This window comes from Flintibacter sp. P01028, assembly GCF_041925235.1.
Classification (GTDB): domain Bacteria; phylum Bacillota; class Clostridia; order Oscillospirales; family Oscillospiraceae; genus Lawsonibacter; species Lawsonibacter aceti.
On sequence record NZ_JBHEVC010000002.1, the window covers coordinates 232,355 to 251,877 of the forward strand.

At 48.8% G+C, this 19,523-nt stretch carries 17 protein-coding genes and 1 pseudogene; 17 read left to right on the forward strand and 1 reads right to left on the reverse strand.

Going from position 1 to position 19,523, the window contains the following annotated elements; all coding sequences use genetic code 11:
• Nucleotides 1-5: 5 nt before the first annotated feature.
• Nucleotides 6-209 (forward strand): annotated as a pseudogene (gene tnpA, locus ACEVJK_RS05360) (IS200/IS605 family transposase); the annotation flags it as partial.
• Between the two features lie 430 nt (nt 210-639).
• Here the strand turns inward: tnpA and ACEVJK_RS05365 are convergent.
• A complete protein-coding gene (locus ACEVJK_RS05365; RefSeq protein ID WP_374740156.1) occupies nt 640-1,839 on the reverse strand; it encodes a PucR family transcriptional regulator in 1,200 nt (399 codons plus the stop codon).
• 386 nt (nt 1,840-2,225) lie between these two features.
• Between ACEVJK_RS05365 and ACEVJK_RS05370 the strand changes: the two genes are divergently transcribed.
• From ACEVJK_RS05370 to abc-f, 16 genes are all read left to right on the forward strand, one after another.
• The gene (locus ACEVJK_RS05370; protein ID WP_374740264.1) at nt 2,226-2,897 is read left to right on the forward strand and encodes a DUF5058 family protein; all 672 of its coding nucleotides are present in this window, start codon (nt 2,226-2,228) and stop codon (nt 2,895-2,897) included.
• Nucleotides 2,898-2,915: 18 nt separating this feature from the next.
• Entirely contained in the window at nt 2,916-3,584 is a 669-nt protein-coding gene (locus ACEVJK_RS05375; protein ID WP_374740157.1) for a hypothetical protein, read from the forward strand.
• 108 nt (nt 3,585-3,692) lie between these two features.
• Nucleotides 3,693-4,994: an amidohydrolase family protein gene (locus ACEVJK_RS05380; protein WP_374740158.1), complete on the forward strand. Its 1,302-nt coding sequence runs from the start codon at nt 3,693-3,695 to the stop codon at nt 4,992-4,994.
• Nucleotides 4,995-5,179: 185 nt separating this feature from the next.
• Complete coding sequence (ilvD, locus tag ACEVJK_RS05385) at nt 5,180-6,835, forward strand: dihydroxy-acid dehydratase (protein ID WP_374740159.1); 1,656 nt, start codon at nt 5,180-5,182, stop codon at nt 6,833-6,835.
• A 23-nt stretch (nt 6,836-6,858) separates the two neighbouring features.
• A complete protein-coding gene (locus ACEVJK_RS05390) occupies nt 6,859-7,863 on the forward strand; it encodes a proline racemase family protein (protein ID WP_374740160.1) in 1,005 nt (334 codons plus the stop codon).
• 41 nt (nt 7,864-7,904) lie between these two features.
• Nucleotides 7,905-8,897, forward strand: coding sequence for an NAD(P)-dependent oxidoreductase (locus ACEVJK_RS05395; RefSeq protein ID WP_374740161.1), 993 nt, complete (start codon nt 7,905-7,907; stop codon nt 8,895-8,897).
• A 23-nt stretch (nt 8,898-8,920) separates the two neighbouring features.
• Nucleotides 8,921-9,304, forward strand: a complete 384-nt coding sequence (locus tag ACEVJK_RS05400; RefSeq protein WP_374740162.1) for a RidA family protein — start codon at nt 8,921-8,923, stop codon at nt 9,302-9,304.
• Between the two features lie 41 nt (nt 9,305-9,345).
• Entirely contained in the window at nt 9,346-10,116 is a 771-nt protein-coding gene (locus ACEVJK_RS05405) for a helix-turn-helix domain-containing protein (RefSeq protein WP_374740163.1), read from the forward strand.
• Between the two features lie 1,284 nt (nt 10,117-11,400).
• On the forward strand, nt 11,401-12,546 hold the full coding sequence (gene tgt / locus ACEVJK_RS05410) for a tRNA guanosine(34) transglycosylase Tgt (RefSeq protein WP_374740164.1): 1,146 nt from the start codon (nt 11,401-11,403) through the stop codon (nt 12,544-12,546).
• 106 nt (nt 12,547-12,652) lie between these two features.
• The gene (gene yajC, locus ACEVJK_RS05415; RefSeq protein WP_147571764.1) at nt 12,653-12,928 is read left to right on the forward strand and encodes a preprotein translocase subunit YajC; all 276 of its coding nucleotides are present in this window, start codon (nt 12,653-12,655) and stop codon (nt 12,926-12,928) included.
• 80 nt (nt 12,929-13,008) lie between these two features.
• Nucleotides 13,009-13,431, forward strand: coding sequence for a TIGR04086 family membrane protein (locus tag ACEVJK_RS05420; RefSeq protein WP_147571765.1), 423 nt, complete (start codon nt 13,009-13,011; stop codon nt 13,429-13,431).
• Between the two features lie 149 nt (nt 13,432-13,580).
• Entirely contained in the window at nt 13,581-13,721 is a 141-nt protein-coding gene (scfA, locus tag ACEVJK_RS05425) for a six-cysteine ranthipeptide SCIFF (RefSeq protein ID WP_087393998.1), read from the forward strand.
• Nucleotides 13,722-13,824: 103 nt separating this feature from the next.
• Nucleotides 13,825-15,249 carry a thioether cross-link-forming SCIFF peptide maturase gene (scfB, locus tag ACEVJK_RS05430; RefSeq protein ID WP_374740165.1) on the forward strand — a complete coding sequence of 475 codons (1,425 nt, stop codon included), beginning with the start codon at nt 13,825-13,827 and terminating at the stop codon, nt 15,247-15,249.
• Between the two features lie 280 nt (nt 15,250-15,529).
• Complete coding sequence (locus ACEVJK_RS05435) at nt 15,530-16,150, forward strand: stage II sporulation protein M (RefSeq protein WP_262670316.1); 621 nt, start codon at nt 15,530-15,532, stop codon at nt 16,148-16,150.
• Between the two features lie 25 nt (nt 16,151-16,175).
• Nucleotides 16,176-17,057, forward strand: a complete 882-nt coding sequence (gene xerD / locus ACEVJK_RS05440) for a site-specific tyrosine recombinase XerD (RefSeq protein ID WP_374740166.1) — start codon at nt 16,176-16,178, stop codon at nt 17,055-17,057.
• 729 nt (nt 17,058-17,786) lie between these two features.
• On the forward strand, nt 17,787-19,280 hold the full coding sequence (gene abc-f, locus ACEVJK_RS05445; RefSeq protein ID WP_374740167.1) for a ribosomal protection-like ABC-F family protein: 1,494 nt from the start codon (nt 17,787-17,789) through the stop codon (nt 19,278-19,280).
• Nucleotides 19,281-19,523: the final 243 nt, after the last annotated feature.

Here is a 19,523-nt window from a genome sequence, read left to right on the forward strand (position 1 = left end):
CCAAAATGAATGACAGCAGTAGTTTATCACCTACAAGGTGGAACTGTAAATATCACATAGTGTTTGCCCCCAAGTATCATAGGAAGCTATTTTATCAGGAAAAGAAGCAAGAAATCGAGGAAATATTGAGAAGGTTATGCGAGTGGAAACAAGTTGAGATTATAGAAGCGGAAGTATGTCCAGATCACATCCATATGTTGGTAAGGATGCAGATTTATAGAACGATAGCTTAAAACCCCTGATTTCAAAGGATTTTTGCAGTCTAAGGAATGGAAAAATAACTTTGACTATGCAGAGACAATCACTACTGAATTAAGTATCTGATACTAATAATTTTTCTGGAAGAATTTCCGTATGGTAGTAAGTAAAACAAAAGAGGTTGCTGATAGGAATACTTCTCATATAGACAACAAGATACTGTTTGGACCACATTGAAAGAGCCATCTGCGCTGTTCTCAGGGAAGATGGCTCTTTCAATAAAATAGGTATTTTATGTGGCGGTCAGGTCTGTGTCTTTTATCTATATATAATGCGAAGAACGGCCTTTACGAAGATACAACCACAATAAGGACTAGCGCAATTTTTCGATTCTATATTACAGCGGACTCATATCCTGGAGAACAAAAGAGGCAGATATGATCAGTATGGATAAATATCCATCAGCATCAGGGCATTAAGAAAATCTTGGTAGACGGATGGGTCGGAAAGATTTTTTTCGGTGAGAGCCTCGATACGTTCTAGACGGTAGGAAAGAGTATTGCGGTGAATAAAGAGCGCCTCGGCGGTGCGCATCATGTTACCACTAAAGGCGAAGTAAGTGCGCAATGTGTCCAGCAACTGCTTATTATCAATGAGTTTTTTTAAATATCGGTCTCTGAAGTCAAAGAGGACATTTTTGTCGTCGATATAAAATGGAAGCTGATAACTCCCAAGATCATCAAAAGAATAAAATGTTTCGGAAACTATACCGCCACACATCAGGGACGAAGTGTACATGGACTGTTGGTAGGCCCGAGAGATTTCAGTGCAATCGTTGACGATGGAACTAGAAGAAAGAAGGATACGGCAGTTCCTCTGTGTTTGAGCATGCTGGGTTCGAATCTCCTTCATGTGTTGAAGGATTTCGATTAAGTCGTCCTGTTTCTTTCCATAAATCAGATAGGCCAGGGAACTAGCGCCGAGGTAGACAATGGTTTTCAGGTTCGCATTATGAAATACTGTACTGCAGGCTTTTTGGACGGAGTTAAAGATCTCGTGAACTAGGTTGTCAAAGGTTGGGGAAGATATAGCCGTCTTGTTGGCTTGTCCAGGGGCTGCAGTAAAAAGTATGACCTGATAGAGGGCATTGATAGGGACGTTTGCTTCTTTAACCAGCAACAGTGTTCCTTTGCGGCTGATAGATTCACTTTCAACTAGTTTTTTCAGCAGTGAGGAGGTGTAGCGTTCGTACATAGTTGCTTCCAGAATAATATTGGTCATTTCCCGACAAATATCCAGAAAACTCACCACTCGAGGTGCAAAGAACAAAGGGACACTCAGCTTATCAGCGTAGTCGATCACCCGCTGGCTGATTTTTTTGAAGTTAATACCTCCCTCCACTAAGATTCCTGACAGGTTGTTCATCTCCGCCTCGTCCAACAGCTCGAGCAACTCAGTGTCATTGACACCGTATTCGTAGCCAGATACCAGAATAAATTCTCCGCCTCGAACCCAAGGGCTGATTACCTTAGTGTGCCTAGGATATGGCCAAGTTATTTTATTGTCCAGTCCAGCACGGCCAGCCACCAGAGAAATTTCCTTGAACGATTCCAATTGAAAAAGGTCTCTGCAAGTCAGCATAAAATCTCTCCTGACATATCCGAAAACATATGACTGTTGTAGAAAGCTGAGAAAGTTTCTTCTATATAATAATCGATTATGGCTAAAGTGTCAAGAAATCTCAGAGATAAATCAGTACTACGACTAAGGAGCTGTGCATTTTTTGGATGATCTAAAGAAATCGTCGTGCATTTTGCTGTTTAACATGTAGAGTAAAATTTGTGCACATTTCGGATTTATAATTTTTAAACAATAAGATATATTAAAAACACAAATCGATTTGTGAGATATGTATGCAACGACCATCCTTTTGTTATAGGTGAAGACTGTACAACAGAAGGGGGTACAGAAGGGAAGGTAATTAAATGAGTACGTTAAGTTATACTGAAATTTGTAATTCCCCATGGATGTATGTTTTCGTTGCCTTACTTATTTTAGCCTGCTGCCTCCACTCTTTCATTTTTGCAAAACACGCATGGAAACACGGTTTGGAGATTGGCTTGACCAAAAGGGAACTGCGCCAGCCACTGACTACTGGCATTGCCATTAGCATATTTCCGACTATTCCTGTTGTAATCACGATGATTGGTCTGATCCCTCTGCTGGGAGCACCGCTGCCTTGGCTGCGCCTGTCTGTCATAGGAGGTGCCGCAGCTGAGGCCATGTCTGCCAACGCTGGCGTAGAGGCGGTAGGAGAGGTCCTCGAAGTAGGTGGCTACTCTGTCAAGGGCTGGATCGCTGCCGCATATGTTATGTGCTTTGCCCAGACAACGGCCGTTATTTTCAATGTTATTTTTACAAAACCCATATCAAAGCTCTATGAGGGCGGAAAGACGGCAGACACTAGGTTGCCTCTGGCCATCGGTACCGGATGCCTACTTGGAGTGATGGGGTATGCCACCATCAACTTTGGTTTGGGAGCCATCAACACCAAAGGCGTCATCTTCGGTGTCAGTTTCTTGGTAGGAGCCCTCATGGTTGTCCTTGCCAAGAAAATGCCGAAGCAAACGTGGGTGAAGGACGCTTTGATGGCAGTGGCCATGGTCATCGCCATGCTCGTGGCAGTCATCATCTTCTAAGTAGGAGGATAGGGGATTATGGATAACAGTAGACGTGAATTTGTAAGCTGGGTTCATCGGTTTGGGATTACTGCCGGTATCATTTTAGCTATCCCCATGTTCGGTTTTCCTGTGGTATGTTCTATTGTCTACGGTGTGTGGCCTAGCGTGGCAGAACTATGGCCTGCCTATCTGGCTATGGTACTTTACCTGCTTCCCTGGTGGCCTGCCGAGCACTTTGGCTATATGTCCACCATGGGCCCAGGCGCCATGTATATGGGTTATATCACTGGTAACATCTCTAACCTGCGTATGCCTGCCACCGTGGGCACTATCAATAACTTAGGGGTGGAACCTAATACCGACAAGTGTCACACCCTAGCAATTCTAGCCTGCGCCGGTTCTGTAGTAACTTCCATTACAGTTTTGGCGATCGGTATGCTGCTGGCTGTACCGCTGCAGCCTGTACTGGAGAATCCTACTTTGAAGCCTGCCTTTGACTACGTCTTACCCGCCCTGTTTGGTGGCTTAGTGGCTCAGAGCGTGTTAAAAGGTAAGAAAGAGGTAGCAGTGTGGTTGGGCTGTGTGGCAGTATGCTATCTGCTGATGAACACTGGCCTGGGAGCTGCGTACTATATGATCATCACAATTGTCCTGGGCGCACTGGCCTATTATCTGGTGGGGTATAAATATAACAAAGCAGCTTGATACGATCCATCCAGATTCATCGAATAATTTTAAGCCCATGGGCTTGCTTGAAATAACGCCGGACAACCGGTAGAAATAAAATATTTAAACTGGAAAGGAATTACGGAGATGATGAGTTACAAACTGATTAAATGCGGGAAAATGTTCGACGGCATCCATGAGGAAATGTACGAGAACATGGAAATCCTGATCAAAGACAATGTGATTGAGGAAGTGGGTAAGAACTTGGGCTACCCAGAGGGAACCAAGATCATCGACTTGTCCGGCAGCACCGTAACTCCTGGTATGATCGACGCCCACGTACATCTGAGTCAGATCGACGTGACAGACAAAAATATTGACGCAGTTCATTACTCCAATGGATGGAGAACCTTGGCCGCCCTATACAGTGCAAAGCGCTGCCTCCACGCCGGTTTCACCACCGTACGCCACCTGGGCTGGTTTGCCGAGGACTATATCCTGGACGTGAAGCGAATGATTGATATGGGAATGCACGAGGGCGCCCGGGTCATTGCGGCTCCCCACCTGCTGGGCACCACCGGCAGTCATGGAGACGGTTCCCAGAGCTTTAACACCAATCCTGATCTAGCCGACTGGCTGGCTTATGAGAAGTACCCAACTATCGGCTGCGGAAAGGACTTCTTTGTCAACGCAGTGCGCAGAGAGCGTAAGCTGGGTGCAGACTTTATCAAGATCATGGTCTCTGGCGGCGTGATGAGCAAGACCGATCAGCCCACCGATGTGCAGCTCAACGACGAGGAGTTGGCCGGTATTTTCGATACCGCCAAGTCCCTGGGCATCCCTGTTACCGCCCACAACTACGGCGCCGCCGGGGTCAAGAAGCTGGTTAAGTTCGGCATTGACGGTATCGAGCATGGCACCATGATGGATGAGGAAGCCGCCCGCATGATGGAGGAAGCCGGCACCTATGTGGTTCCAACCTTCGCCCCCGGCGAGGATGCCATCATAAACGGCGAGAAGGGGCTCAATGGATGCAACCCCGCTTTCATCAAGTTTGTCCAGCGGGCCAGTGACCTGAAGGCCGGACGCCAGGTGATTATGGATAGTAACATCAAGCTCATCGGTTACGGTACGGACTTTGTAATGGGTTGCCGTCACCAGGTCTATGAGTGCGGTAAGGAGTACTGGTGTTATTTGACACACGGCATGGGCGCTTACCGCAGCCTGAAAGCCGCCACCTCCGTAAATGCTCAGATTTGTGGTCTGGCTGATAAGGTGGGCACTTTGGAGAAGGGTAAGCTGGCTGACATCTCCGCTTGGGATGCCGACCTGCTGACTGATCCCTATGGTCTGACCAAGTGCGTCTTTGTTATGAAGGATGGCAAGGAGTACAAGGCTGAATATCAATACGGCAATTACTGCAAGTTTGAAGATCTTATAGAGGGGTAATGGCAGACTACCTCTCCCCAAGCGTGCCGTGGGTGCGGCACGCTTGGACTCGAAAAGCTGCTTGGCCCATCTGTCGGAAATCAGCCGCCGGGTGGGTTAAGCGGTACAAGAAATGACTTCTGAGAAGAACCGACGGATGTACTTTCCCGTCAGTTAATGTCAGTTTAAAGTAAGGAGTTGGAGTTATGAGCCAGTATGGGCCCGAATTTTGGAACGGAGCGAGTGCTGCACACCGTCGGGTGATGTTGAAAGCCGCCGGATATGGAGATAAGGACATCCGAACAAAGCCCCACATTGGAGTACCAAACAGCTTCCAGGAGGGATCGCCCGGCACTGCCCATCTGCGTCAGATTGCGGAAGCGGTGAAGCAGGGAATATGGGCTGCCGGCGGTATCCCTGTAGAGTTTGGTATCCCCGCCACATGTGGTAATATTCCAAACGGAGTGGAGGAGATGAAGTATGAGCAGGTTATGCGCGATATTGTGTGCATGTCTGTGGAGGCTGTAAGTAAGGTACATCAGTTTGACGGGATCTGCATGATTGCTTCCTGCGACAATATCATCGCCGGGTGCTATCAGGCGGCGGCCAGACTGGATATTCCTGCCATGGTGGTGACTGGTGGCTGTATGGGAGCTGGTTCCCACAATGGTAAGCGGGTGGTAGAGGCTGATGTGGATGTGGCTCGTTTTTCTGGCTGTTCTGCGGACGAACTCAACGACTTAGAGGAATGTGTGTGCCCCACTTGCGGCGCCTGCCCCTCAATGGGGACTGCTAACACGATGCAACTGATGGGAGAGATTTTCAACCTAGTACTACCGGGAACTTCCTGTATTCCTGCGATGGATAGCCTGAAGATTCGAAAAGCCCGTGAGGCCGGTGAGTACATGGTGGAGATGGTAAAGCGGAATATCCGCCCCTCTCATCTTATCACGCGGGAAACTCTGCTCAATGCCATCATTTTTGATATGGCTATCGCGGGCTCTACAAACGCCCTGCTGCATATCTTGGCTATGTCCTATGAGCTAGGTCTGGGAGTCACAATTGAGGACTTTGAGGCCTACGCTAAGGATATCCGCTGCATTGTGGGCGTTATTCCTAGCGGACCCTATACCATCAATGATCTCTATTATGTGGGTGGCGCTCTGGCTGTAATGAAGAAGCTGGAGAATAAAATTTTCGGTGATGTACCTACTATGACCGGCACAACCTGGAAAAATCTGCTTGAGCAAGTGCCTGACCGCATGAGTGACATTGTTCGGGAGCTAGACAATCCACACTTTGATCTGCCTGGACTGCAGATCCTCCGGGGTAATCTGGCCCCTCACGGTGCTATCATCCGCCCCACCGGTGTACCTGAAAACATGCGCGTTTTCCGTGGCAGAGCTAAGTGTTTCAACAATGATACCAAGGCTTACCAGGCCATTGTGGCAGGGGAAATTGTCCCCAACGATGTACTTGTCGTCCGCTATGAGGGATGTAAAGGTGCTCCTGGTATGAAAGAATTAATGCTTTCCAATGATGCGCTGGTGGCACATGGCCTGCATACCAGCGTGGGTCTGGTGACCGACGCCCGTTTCTCCGGCTTCAGTCACGGTGCTTTGGTGGGACATGTTTCTCCTGAAGCCTATGACGGCGGCAATATTGCATTGGTGGAAGATGGGGATATGATCACGGTAGACTCTATCAAAGGAACTGTGGAGCTGGAGGTTTCAGAGGAAGAACTGGCAGATCGCAAAAAGCGCTGGGTATGTCCCCCTCTCAAGGAGCAGAAGGGTTGCCTAAACATTTTTGCACGTACCTGCCGCCCTGCACATGAGGGCGGAGCTATGCAACCCTGGTGAGTAGGAAGACAAAGGAGTACAAAATGAAGGCAAAAAAGGCATTGTTCACGGTAGAATCCCACACTATGGGGGAACCCTTGCGTCTGGTAGTGGGCGGTATTCCAACACTGCGGGGTAACACTATTTCAGAAAAACGTCAGTATTTTATTGAACATTACGACTATATGCGTCGGACTCTTATGCAGGAGCCCCGTGGTCATAAAGATATGTTCGGCTGTATTCTGACCGAGCCCACCATGCCAGAGGCCGATGTGGGTGCCATTTTTATGCATGGAGAGGGCTTCCACAATATGTGCGGTCATGGCACCATCGCGACAAACACTATCCTGGTGGAAACAGGGATGGTGCCGGTGACAGAGCCGGAAACCACAGTCAAGATGGAGGCTCCGGCAGGCCTAGTTACTGTTCATGTCCAAGTGGAGGACGGCCACGCTAAGAGCGTTTCATTTGAAAATGTCCCTGCCTTTCTCTACAAGCAAGATGCAGAAATCCAGGTGCCTGGCTACGGAAAGTTGACTATTGACGTGTCCTTCGGTGGCAGCTTCTTTGCCATCATCGATGCTAGGCAACTGGGATTGGATATCTGTCCAGAAAACGCCGGTGAGCTGACGAAGGCTGGCATGGCTGTTATCCATGCGGCCAATAAACAGATCCAGGTTGCTCACCCTGAGCTGCCGCATATCAAGACCATTGATCTGTGTGAGATCTATGGTCCGGCCAAGTCCTCCGACGCTGACTTACAGAACATTACGATCTTCGATAATCAGATCGACCGCTCTCCCTGTGGGACCGGCACATGTGCGAAGGTAGCCACTCTGTGGGCCAAGGGAAAGTTGAAGCTGGGAGAAGAGTTTGTCTATGAAAGTGTGATCAACACTAAGTTTGTGGGTAAGGCCCTGCGGGAAACCAAAGTGGGTTCTTATCGAGCAATTATTCCTCAGGTGACTGGCAGCGCATATATTACTGGATATGCCCAATGGATGATCGATGATGATGATCCGGTGAAGTCCGGGTTTTCCTTGGGGTGACCGAAGGATAATCGTTACGAAAGTTGGTGAGTTTTAATTTTATGAAAATCGTTATCTGTGATTATAAAACAGACTTGGCCAGAGATCTCACGTATGAAAAAAAACGTTTAGAAGATGCCCTGCCCGGTGTGGAGATTGAAGTATATGAGTACAAGGACAACAAGGCGGAGCTGATTGACATGTTATCTGATGCGGACGCTGTCATCAACACCTATGTGACCTTCGACCGGGATGTGCTCTCCCGATGCAAGCGGCTCAAAGCCATCGCTCTAAATGCCGTGGGGTATAACATGGTGGACGTGGATGCCGCTAGTGAATTTGGTGTAATGGTCTGTCCGGCCTCAGAGTACTGCACTGTAGAAGTAGCTGAACACACCATGACCTTGATTTTTGCCCTATGCCGTGGACTGCGGAAATATATCCACTCGATTGAGGATCATGTGTGGGACTACACAGTAGGTGGTAATTTGGAGCGTATCAGTGGCAAGACTCTGACTGTCTTCGGGTTTGGGAAGATTGGCAAGGCTGTGGCGCATCGGGCTCAGGCTATGGGTATGAATGTACAGATAGTTTCCCGCTCTCTCAAGCCGGAGAAGGCAAAAGAGCTTGCGCTTAAGCTGGTGGACTGCGACACAGCGCTGGCTACCTCGGACATTATCTCCAACCATCAGGAACTCAATGCCAAGACGGCGGGGTTCTTTGATCTGGATAAGTTCAGCCGCTGTGCCAAGCATCCAATCTTCATCAATACGGGCCGCGGCGGAAGCGTGATACAGGATGATCTGGTGACCGCCTTAGATGAAGGAATGATCTGTGCCGCAGGACTAGATGTACTAGACTCTGAGTCCCCCGATCTGTCTACATTAAAACTGCTGGGCCGAGACAACGTTATTATTACACCGCATGTTGGCTTCTACTCCATTCAGGCTGCCCGGGACTTACAGGATATTTCCTGCCATACCATCATTTGTGCTATGAAGGGAAACTATGACGGTATTTCATCTATTGTTAACCGTGCGGCGTTAAAGTTGTAACAACTATAGGAAGGAGAAGCAGAATGAACAAATACAGTGTAGCAGACGAGGCCAATATCGGCCCTGCACACGGGCCTTATTCTCAGGGGATCGTGTGTGAACACCTGTTTTATACCGGTGTAATTGGCTCAGATGGTACTGGCGAGGTAGTCAGTGATTCAGTCTATGAACAAACTATCCGTATTTTTGAGAACACAGAGAGTCTCCTAAAGAAGGCGGGCGGCTCTTTGACAGATATTATAAATGTCACAGTCTATCTGCTGCAGATGTCCGATTTTGACGAGATGAACCGGGCCTATAAGGAGAAAATCAATGTAGTGCCTCTGCCTGCTAGGGCCACAGTGGCAGTACATGAGATGTTGCCTGGCGTAAAGGTTGAAATGATTGTAACGGCATACTTACCCTGATTAATAGTTAGAATAGAGATGGGAAAAGGAGGGAGGAAACTGTGAGATTCCGGACGTTTTGTATCAATAACCGTCACATCTATTACCGTGAGATATTATCCTCCGATCCTATTTTTGAGAAATTCTACCTTATAGAAAATCCAGAACAGATGGAAGTCATTGCCATTCCAGATGGTAGTATTGATTTTGAGTTTACTTGGGAGAAGAATACGTGCCGCGGATATGTGTGCGGAAGCTTTCTCCAGGGGCAGAAGTCGGCGGTCAGCAGATACCGCCAGTGTTTTGGGCTTAGGTTGCGATGGAATATGAGGTTCTGCTTTCTGGGAAAGAGCATGGTGGGGCTGGTTGACCGGCGGATTCCTCTTTCCGACTATCTGGATGTTTCCTTTCTGGAGAAGCGGCTATGTGGATGCTCTGAGCTAGAAGAGATGCTGGAGGAAACTCTGGAGTTTTTCAAGGACCAACACTATTATACTCTGCCGGTAATTGCCTGCAACGCAGTTCAAATGATTACCCAGTCCACCGGTGCGCAGCGGGTTTCTGATATTGCCGATCTGATGGGATATACCCAGCATTACGTAAATAGCATCTTTAAGCAGAATTATGGGGTTCCTCTAAAAAAATATTCTGATATTGTCCGCATGCAGATGGCATTACGCTATCTGGAGTCTGTGAATATTCTGGATGTGACTGTTGGGCTAGGCTACTATGACCAGGCGCACTTCAATAGAAATTTTAAACAGTTTACTTGTGTGACTCCAAAAGCATTTATTGATGTAGTCTGCAATCGTAAAAAGTATGTTGTAGTATAGAACTAAGTAAAGAAATCAAAGGCGACAGGGAGCATGTAAGAAGGAATTCTCTGTCGCCAGCTTTCAATTTTTACAGTGCAGACCGTATCCTCCTCGTATAATAAGTTTGAAAGTTAATAAATTCAGGTATCAGCAGGCTTTGAGATATCCATGATAACCGGAGCATCCGCAACCTCGCGTATCAGAATCATTCCGAAGAAGACCAATGCGATATCCCTCGCTGCTGAAAGGGCGGCCTTGCCTCCAGCAAACAGCCAATGAGTGCAGTTAACTTCCGAATCAGGGGAACGGACTATCCGTGAAGCAACCTTTCGGCTCAACTGGAGGATTAAGAACTTGACCCTGCTGCCAAACAGCTATTGTATCACGGGCATCTCTGAGCCTGCTGATACCTGAATTTATTAACTTTCAAACTTATTATACGAGGAGTATTTATTCTGACAAATGCGCATTGACCGTAGCGAAGTAGGTCGGCAAAGATATGGATATTCTCTAAAATATGAATTTCTTCTTTGCTATAGAATGATTCAAACGGAGGATCTGGGAAAATTTCCTTCAGCTTTTTCTGATGGTATATTGACAAGCCCTATTTAATAGGGTACGATAAAGGCGAAAATAATTAACCGGGAAGTAATTTTAAATGCTTGATGTCACTCCATATATAGGTAGCCCATGGTACGGAGAGCGAAAGATAACGCATACTTTCGTACAGCCCGGATGCTCCCTGGAGGAACCGGGATTAAGGATAGGACATAGCTCTGTATGAATTGTACGAGAGAGTTGTGTCATAGTCTCACTCCCTAAATACAGTGCCGAAGAGATCAAGAGAAAGCTCTATATGACACAGGTCATTCTTTATGTGTGTGTGTCAAAAAAACATTAGAAGCGTGGAAGGGAATCGCTTGCCACGCTTTTTCTATGTTAAAATAAGGAAGATTACTTTGTATAATTACGTGGCAAATTGAAATTTCTAATATACCATAGACTTGGAGACGCCATGTTCATTTCTTAGGAAGCACGTCACGGCTGATAGACTTGCCCAATATCGGTCAGGCTCTCGCGGTCGGCCTAGAGGGGGCGGTAATATCCGCTACAGAGCAGCTTCGAGCGATGGGATCGGAAGAAGTGTTCCAAAAAAATCAGAAATGTTTTGGATCCCGAAGCGTGACTCCAGCAGTTGGAGGCGCTAACCGGCGCGAAGGACCGGGACCCAAGACAGCCAACTGCAGCCAGCGCGTAAGGCGGAATGAAGTCGCTGGTATCACACACTTTAAGGAGAAATCTATGTTTCAATTACTAAAAACCGAGGGGAAGGCCCGCCGGGGAGTATTTACCTGCCCCCATGGCACTGTGCAGACTCCTGTTTTTATGAATGTCGGCACCTGCGGAGCGATCAAAGGGGCGGTGTCCGCCCACGACCTGAAAGAAATCGGCTGTCAGATCGAGTTGTCTAATACCTATCATCTCCACCTGCGTCCGGGTGACGATGTAGTCCGACAGATGGGTGGACTCCACAAATTTATGGATTGGGATGGCCCCATGCTCACTGACAGCGGAGGATTCCAGGTGTTCTCTCTGTCCGGACTGCGGAAGATCACAGAGGAAGGCGTTACCTTCGCCTCCCACATTGATGGAAAGCGCATCTTCATGGGACCGGAGGAGTCCATGCGGATCCAATCCAATCTGGGCAGTGATATCGCCATGGCCTTTGATGAGTGTGTGGAAAACCCGGCGCCTTACGACTATGTCAAGGCCTCCTGCGAGCGGACAGCCCGATGGCTGGATCGCTGTGCAGTGGAGCACAGAAAGCTCAATGAGGCGCCTGGCTGCGTCAATCCCGGCCAAATGCTATTTGGCATCAACCAGGGTGGGACCTATGCAGACCTGAGGAAATGGCACATGGATGAGATCGCCAAACTGGACTGTGACGGTTACGCCATCGGCGGTCTGGCTGTAGGGGAGCCCACACAGACCATGTATGATATTATCGAAGCGGTGGAGCCCCATATGCCGAAAGAGAAACCTAGGTATCTGATGGGAGTGGGAACCCCCTCCAATATCATTGAGGGAGTAGCCCGCGGCGTGGATTTTTTTGACTGTGTTATGCCGGCACGAAACGCCCGCCATGGAAAGCTGTATACCTGGGAGGGCACCATAAATATCAAAAATGAGAAGTACAAGCTGGATTCCCGTCCCATTGATCCCACCTGTAACTGCCCGGTCTGCCGCTCCTTTTCCCGAGCCTATCTCCGGCACCTGCTGACGGCCGGGGAGATGCTGGCTATGCGTCTGGCAGTGCTCCACAATCTCCATTTCTATAACGAATTGATGCTCCGCATCCGCGAGGCACTGGATCAGGGACGATTTGAGGCATTCCGACAGAAATTTTCTGGAAAGCTGGACAGACCCGCAGCAGACCCAGGAATATAGTCCTCGAATTTGACAAAAGGACTTGCCAACAGGAAAAAAACCCGCTATAATAGCACTAATGCGTCTGACTGGAAACAGCTGACAACAACTTTGGAGGGAACGAATTTTGGAAACCTTAATACTGATGGCCTTAATGTTCGCAATGCTCTACTTCTTTATGATCCGCCCCGAGAACAAGCGGAAGAAGGAGGCTCAGAACCTCCGCAATTCGCTGACTGTCGGCGATGAGATTACTACCATCGGCGGTATCATCGGCACCATCTGTTCTGTGAAGGAGAATACCATCGTGATTGAGACCGGGGCTGACCGCGTCCGCATCGAGTTCACCAAGTGGGCTGTTTCCACTAAGAACTCCTCTGCCGCTGCTGCGGAGCAGAAGTAATCACAGAAAATAGACATACTATATGCCCTTCTCGCATAGGTTTTCGTGAAAACAGAAGACCGCGGGGAGGGCATTGTGTTATGAAAAAGAGGGAAAGACGGCAAGAGGAATCGGGCGAACAGTGGGTCAACAGTATGTGTGAACTGCTCAAGGGTGGGGTGCTCGCCGGTTTTTCGGCCGTGCTAGCACTTCTGCTGTGCGCCTTGCTCATTTCAACAGGAGTCCTGCGGGAACAGTGGGCTCAGGGAGCGGTACTAGCGGTCTGTGTCTTAGGCGGGGCTGTTGGCGGGATATACAGCATCAAAAGGATCCGCTCCAAATCTTTGCTAGTGGGGACAGGAGTAGGAGCAATCCTGTTCCTGCTTCTGCTGACGGCAGGCCTTCTGGCCTATGATACCGCATCGTTAGAGCAGGGGGGAGCTGGCATACTCTGCGCCTGCCTGTGTGGGGGAGCGATAGCCGGTATACTGGGAAGAAAGCCCAAGAAAAAGCGGAAAAGATGATTGAAATATCCGGTTCGCTATGCTACAATACCACTTGATAGCAGCGATATTGCCCAGCTTCAGTTTTCCACCAAAGGAACTGCCGGACTTGCGTCCAGAGAAAAACTGTGGTATAATTGTTGCACTAAGCGATTCAGGAGGAGATACCAATGAAGCATATCCAGACCCTCAACGGGGCCACTTTGAAGGCCAGTGCCGCCAAGGGCGGCTGCGGCGAGTGCCAGACTTCTTGCCAGTCTGCCTGCAAGACTTCCTGCACTGTTGCCAATCAGAAGTGCGAGAATAAGTAAGTTCTCAACATACCTGAAAAGGGTGGGCGTCAGCCTGCCCTTTTTCATGTCTATTTCTCCGTCCAAATGATATCGATAGGGAAATCGAGGAAGGAAGTTCGATATGGTACATACCTTTACGGCGCTCGGCCAGTATCTGGCCGCTGATGTGAACAGTGGCGCGGTCCATGTGTTGGATAAGTTGAGCTTTGACCTGCTCTCTTTGATTGAAGGGCCAATGGGAGAGAGGCTGCCTCAAAAACTGGCGGAGCAGTTGGACCAATATGATCCACAGGAGCTATCCGAGGCTTGGGAGGAGCTGAGAGGTCTTCAGGACCAGGGCCTTCTCTTTTCTGATGACGAATACATCAATCCGGAAGCCGCTATGGCCCTGCCCAAGTCGGCAGTGGTCAAGGCGCTTTGTCTCCATGTATCTCATGACTGTAACCTGCGGTGCAAATATTGTTTTGCCTCGACAGGCGACTTCGGCACTGGCCATCGGATGACCATGGACTTTGAAACGGCCAAAAGGGCCATCGACTGGGTCGTGGCAAAATCCGGAAAGCGTAGAAATATCGAGATTGATTTCTTTGGCGGGGAGCCTCTCATGGCGATGGATACGGTGAAGCGCACTGTGGAATACGCCCGTTCCCTGGAAAAAGAGCACAACAAGGTATTTCGCTTTACGATTACGACCAACGGTGTCCTGCTCAATGATGAGACGATAGAATATATCAACCGGGAGATGTCCAATGTTGTCCTGTCTCTGGACGGTCGTCAGCCTGTCAACGACCGGATGCGGCCTACTGTGAACGGGAAGGGGAGCTATGAGGTCATCGTTCCAAAATTCCAAAAATTGGTGGCCGGCCGTGGAACCAAGGATTACTATGTTCGTGGGACATTTACACGGGATAACTTGGACTTTTCTCAGGATGTGCTCCACATGGGGGATCTGGGTTTCCGCCATGTATCGGTAGAGCCCGCCAGCGGACCGCTGGATGATCCTTTCGCCATTAAAGAGGAGGACTTGGAAAAGGTAGAAGCAGAATATGAGAAATTGGCCGGCCAGTTGATGGAGCGGCCAGACATCAACTTTTTCCACTTCAATGTAGATCTGGCCCAGGGGCCCTGCGTGATTAAGCGTCTGCGCGGCTGTGGCGCTGGCTGTGAGTATGTGGCCATTACGCCTGACGGAGATATCTATCCCTGCCACCAGTTCGTAGGGAAGGAGGAGTACCGTATGGGCAACGTGTTCGATGGCTCCTTTGATATGGATATCTCCGGAACCTTTGCACAGCAGAACATCTATACCCGCCCGGCCTGCCGGGAGTGCTGGGCCCGTTTCTATTGCAGCGGCGGCTGTTCCGCATCTAACCTGCTTGTCAATGGCGACATAACAAAATCGAATGATGTAGCCTGCCAGATGGAACGCAAGCGGCTGGAATGTGCCATCGCTCTGAACGCCATTGAAGCCGGTATGGGAAGCAAAAGAAATACGAATTGTAATAATACAGATTGTATTGAGTGCAGTCTAGTGGAATCTGAATGAATTTCAACATATAGTGTCGGCGGCGTGTTTTATGTACTGCATTTTGTGAAGTGAGGCGCCACTTTAGCGCCTCACTTCATTTTTTGGTTCCTAAATTTACATAACGCAATTTACATAAAATTGGAGCAGAAAAAATATTTCTTGAAAATATGACCGAAAACACTTGCGCGAAGCGGAAGAAGAGGCTATATTAAGAATATAGAAAATGGTGGGCCTTATTTTGAGCTTTCCATGTCTATTTTTTTCCCCTTTCTCATAAGGTTATCTTGAGGTGACAGCGATGGGAAAGAGGGAACGAAAAAAATGGGACTTGCCGTCGGAACAATGGGTCCCCTTGGCTATTTTATCAGGTTTCTTTTTATTGGGGGGACTTTGCGGTTCCATCTTTGCCAGTCTGGCAGACGGGCAGGGTGGACAGGAGCTGTGTGACTATCTGCGGGATTACCTGGGGCTGGTCAGAGATGGTGCCCTCTTTCATAACTTTTGGTCCGGCTTGTGGGAGGAGCTTCGGTACCTGCTTGCTGTTTTTTTGCTCGGCCTTACTGGGATCGGTGTGGTGGGTCTGCCGTTACTTTTTGGGGTGCGGGGTTTTTTCTTCGCTTTTTCTGTGGCCTGCTTCTGCCGTGTATTCGGATCTTCTGGCTTGCTGCCCGCCCTGTTTTTGTTTGGCTTGCCAGCGCTGTTGTGGGGACCGGCTCTTTTTCTCTCTGGTGTCCAAGGGCTGAATGGTTCGCGCAAGCTGCTTTTGCGTGGCCTTGGTGATGGGCGCAACGCACTACCCTTCGCGCCAGTCTATTGGGGAAAGCTGACAGTCAGCTTCATCCTGATCCTTTTGTGTGGCCTAGTAGAATACCATGTGATCCCAGTTCTTCTTCGGGCAGCTGCCCGTGTTGTGTTGTAAAATCATTGTAGGGGAGCATAGGAACGTGTCTGAGCTTTTGACAGTGTATGAGGACTATTTGAAAACTGAAAAACACGCCTCGGCAAACACGGTCAGTTCCTATGTCCGTGACGTTCATCAATTCGCTCAGTCTATGGAGGATAGCGGTGTGTCCTTGACTGAGGTGTTACCCAAAGATGTAGAGGGGTTCACCAAATCCTTGGTACGAAAGGGGAAGTCTCCCGCCACGGTAACCCGCTCTGTGGCGTCTATCAAATCTTTTTATAACTGTCTGATCGCCCTTGGGAAAGTGGACCGTAATCCGGCCAAGGGGGTGGCCCCGGCCAAGGTGGAGCGTAAACTGCCCCAGGTTCTGACTGGAAAGGAAGTCGAGCTGTTTTTAGAGCAGCCTGATTGTACAGATTTGAAGGGTTACCGGGACCGAGCTATGCTGGAGCTGTTGTATGCCACCGGAATCCGGGTCAGTGAGCTGATCGACCTGAATTTGGATGATCTAAATCTTCCGGGCGGGGTACTTAAATGCTATAGTAAGGGGAAGGAGCGAATCATCCCTCTGTACCAGACCGCCATTCGTGCACTGAGCGAATATGTACATAATGTCCGTCCCCAGTTGGTGGAGGATGTGGAAGAGACCGCCCTTTTTGTCAATATGAACGGGGAACGGATGAGCCGTCAGGGTTTCTGGAAACTCATTAAATATTACCAGGAGAAGGCTGGAATCCAAAAGGACATCACTCCGCATACCCTGCGGCACTCTTTTGCGGCACACCTGCTAGAGAACGGCGCTGATCTGCGCTCCATCCAGGAGATGCTGGGCCATGCCGACATCTCATCCACCCAGATATATTCCAAGCTGCTGAACCAAAAGCTCAAAGATGTCTATCTCAAAGCCCACCCTAGAGCGTGAAAGCCAGGAACTGTTTAGTTCCTGGCTTTTTTCTCCCGTTTTTCCTTCGGGCTGATTTAGGATATAAATGCCTCCCTTTGTCGAAAAGACAAAGAGAGGCATATTGTCCACAGGGAGCTAATCAATAATCACCAAAACCAATGGAATGGGTTAAGTGCTTCAAGGAACCAAGTCCAAAATGTTTTTTTGAATTTCTGTTTCTTAGTGCTTCTTTGAGAAAGCAGTGACCGTATAACAGCGATAATAAGGCACAGAACAGCATATATAAACACACCAAACAAGATTGCTCCCCAATAATCCATATCCTATGCTCCTCTGCAATGAAATTTATTATCCACTGATATCAGTTTCAAATTTATTTTATCATATTTTTCTGCTCTATTTAATGCATAGTGAAATCGACGGAGTTGGAAACCAATCAGTCCAAATGTAAAGAAGGAGCTTTTTCCACTCTATTGACATCAATTTTTTCCTGTGCTATGATAGGCGCGATATGAAAGAAACGGAGGCGGGAAAATGCGCAATCTCTCTTGCTGAATATGGTATGACAACTTCGGGCCACCTCTGTGGCCCTGGTCTGTCGTACCAGGCGTAAGAGGGATTCGTACCTGCTTTCGGTCAAACAGGAGGAATGACATCGGAATTTCCGGCTGTCTTTCTGTCGTTGTCTGCCGCGAGAGGAATACCCTCTTGCGGCTTTTACTTTTGATACGACAGGAGGAATGTCTTATGTCACAGATCATGATACAAGACCTTGGATTTACCTACGAGGGCGACTATACGCCGGTATTTGAAGGGTTGGACCTGCAGCTAGACACCAACTGGAGACTGGGGCTGGTAGGCCGCAACGGCAGGGGCAAGACCACGCTGCTTCGCCTGTTAGAGGGAGAATTGGAGGGCGTGGGCCAGATCATTCTCCCTGGACGATGCCGCCGCTATCCAAAACCGGTGCTCCACATGGACCTTCCTACCCGGCAGGTCTTGTTAGATGGGATGGAGGATGTGGACGAGTGGCGGTTAATCAGGGAGTTTTCACGCCTTGGACTGGGGGAAGATCTACTGGACCGGCCGTTTCACAGTCTAAGCGGGGGAGAACAGACACGAGCCGCTCTGGCCGCCATTTTCCTTGACGAGGACAGCTATCCCATGCTGGACGAGCCCACCAACCATTTAGATGTCCAGGGAAGGGAACTGGTAGCCGCTTATCTGAAAAATACGCGCCGGGGTTTTTTGTTGGTTTCCCACGACCGAGCTTTCCTGGATCACTGTATCGACCATGTGCTGGCGCTGAACCAGACAGGCCCGGAACTGATGCGTGGAGATTTTTCTACCTGGTTTCAGGAAAAAGAGGCCCGGGACAGGGGAGAGCAGGAGCGAAATGAGAAGCTGAAAAGGGATATCCGGCGACTGGAACAGGCAGCCCGCCGGGCATCCGATTGGTCGGAGCGGACGGAACAGAGCAAATTTAACAGTAAGAATTCAGGACCGCGGGTAGACCGTGGATTTATCGGCCATAAATCAGCTAAAATGATGAAGCGGGCCAAAACCCTTGAGGCCAGGCAGCGGAGCGCCATCCAGGAAAAGTCTGCCCTGCTCCGGGATGTAGAGTGTGCGGACAGCTTGAAGCTAACACCGCTGGACTATCACAGTGAGCGAATCCTGGAGCTGCGCAATTTTGCGGTTTGTTATGAGGAAAGTCCTGCTTGCAAGGGAGTTAGCTTTACACTAAAACGTGGTGATCGGATATGTTTGGATGGGGGAAACGGAAGCGGAAAGACGAGTCTGCTCAGGGCTGTCCTGGGGGAGAATCTGTCCCATATTGGAACACTCTGGCGGGCGTCTGGATTGAAGATATCCTATGTCTCCCAAAAAACGGACCATCTGAAGGGCAGCCCCTTAGAATGGGCGGAAAGACAGGGGATAGATCTGACGAGGTTTTTCACTGTCTTACGAAAACTGGATTTCTCCCGTGCTCTGTTTGAACGGGATATGTCCGGATACAGCGAGGGTCAAAAGAAAAAGGTGCTATTGGCGGTCAGCCTGTGTCAAAGCGCCCACCTCTATATCTGGGACGAGCCGCTGAACTATATCGACCTGTTTTCCCGCATTCAAATCGAGGACCTGCTTCTGGACTTTCAGCCTACCTTGCTTTTTGTAGAGCACGACCAGATGTTCCGGCAGAAAATCGCCACCAACACAGTCAGGCTCAGGAGTGATTGTTGAATAGACAGTAAAAATAGAGTAAAGCAGGAGGACGGGCGACTGCTAACGGATACCCTGCGACCTGAGTATTCTATCGGTCAATACAATCGTCTTGATACTCTGAATTGTATTATTTGAATATATTTTTGACAGTATAATAAAATTGTTTGTAAAAAATAATATATTTTTTGAATTGACAGACGGAATGACCAGTGCTACCATAAAAATAACCAATATACATTTTGAGGAAAGGAGCCACGCTTT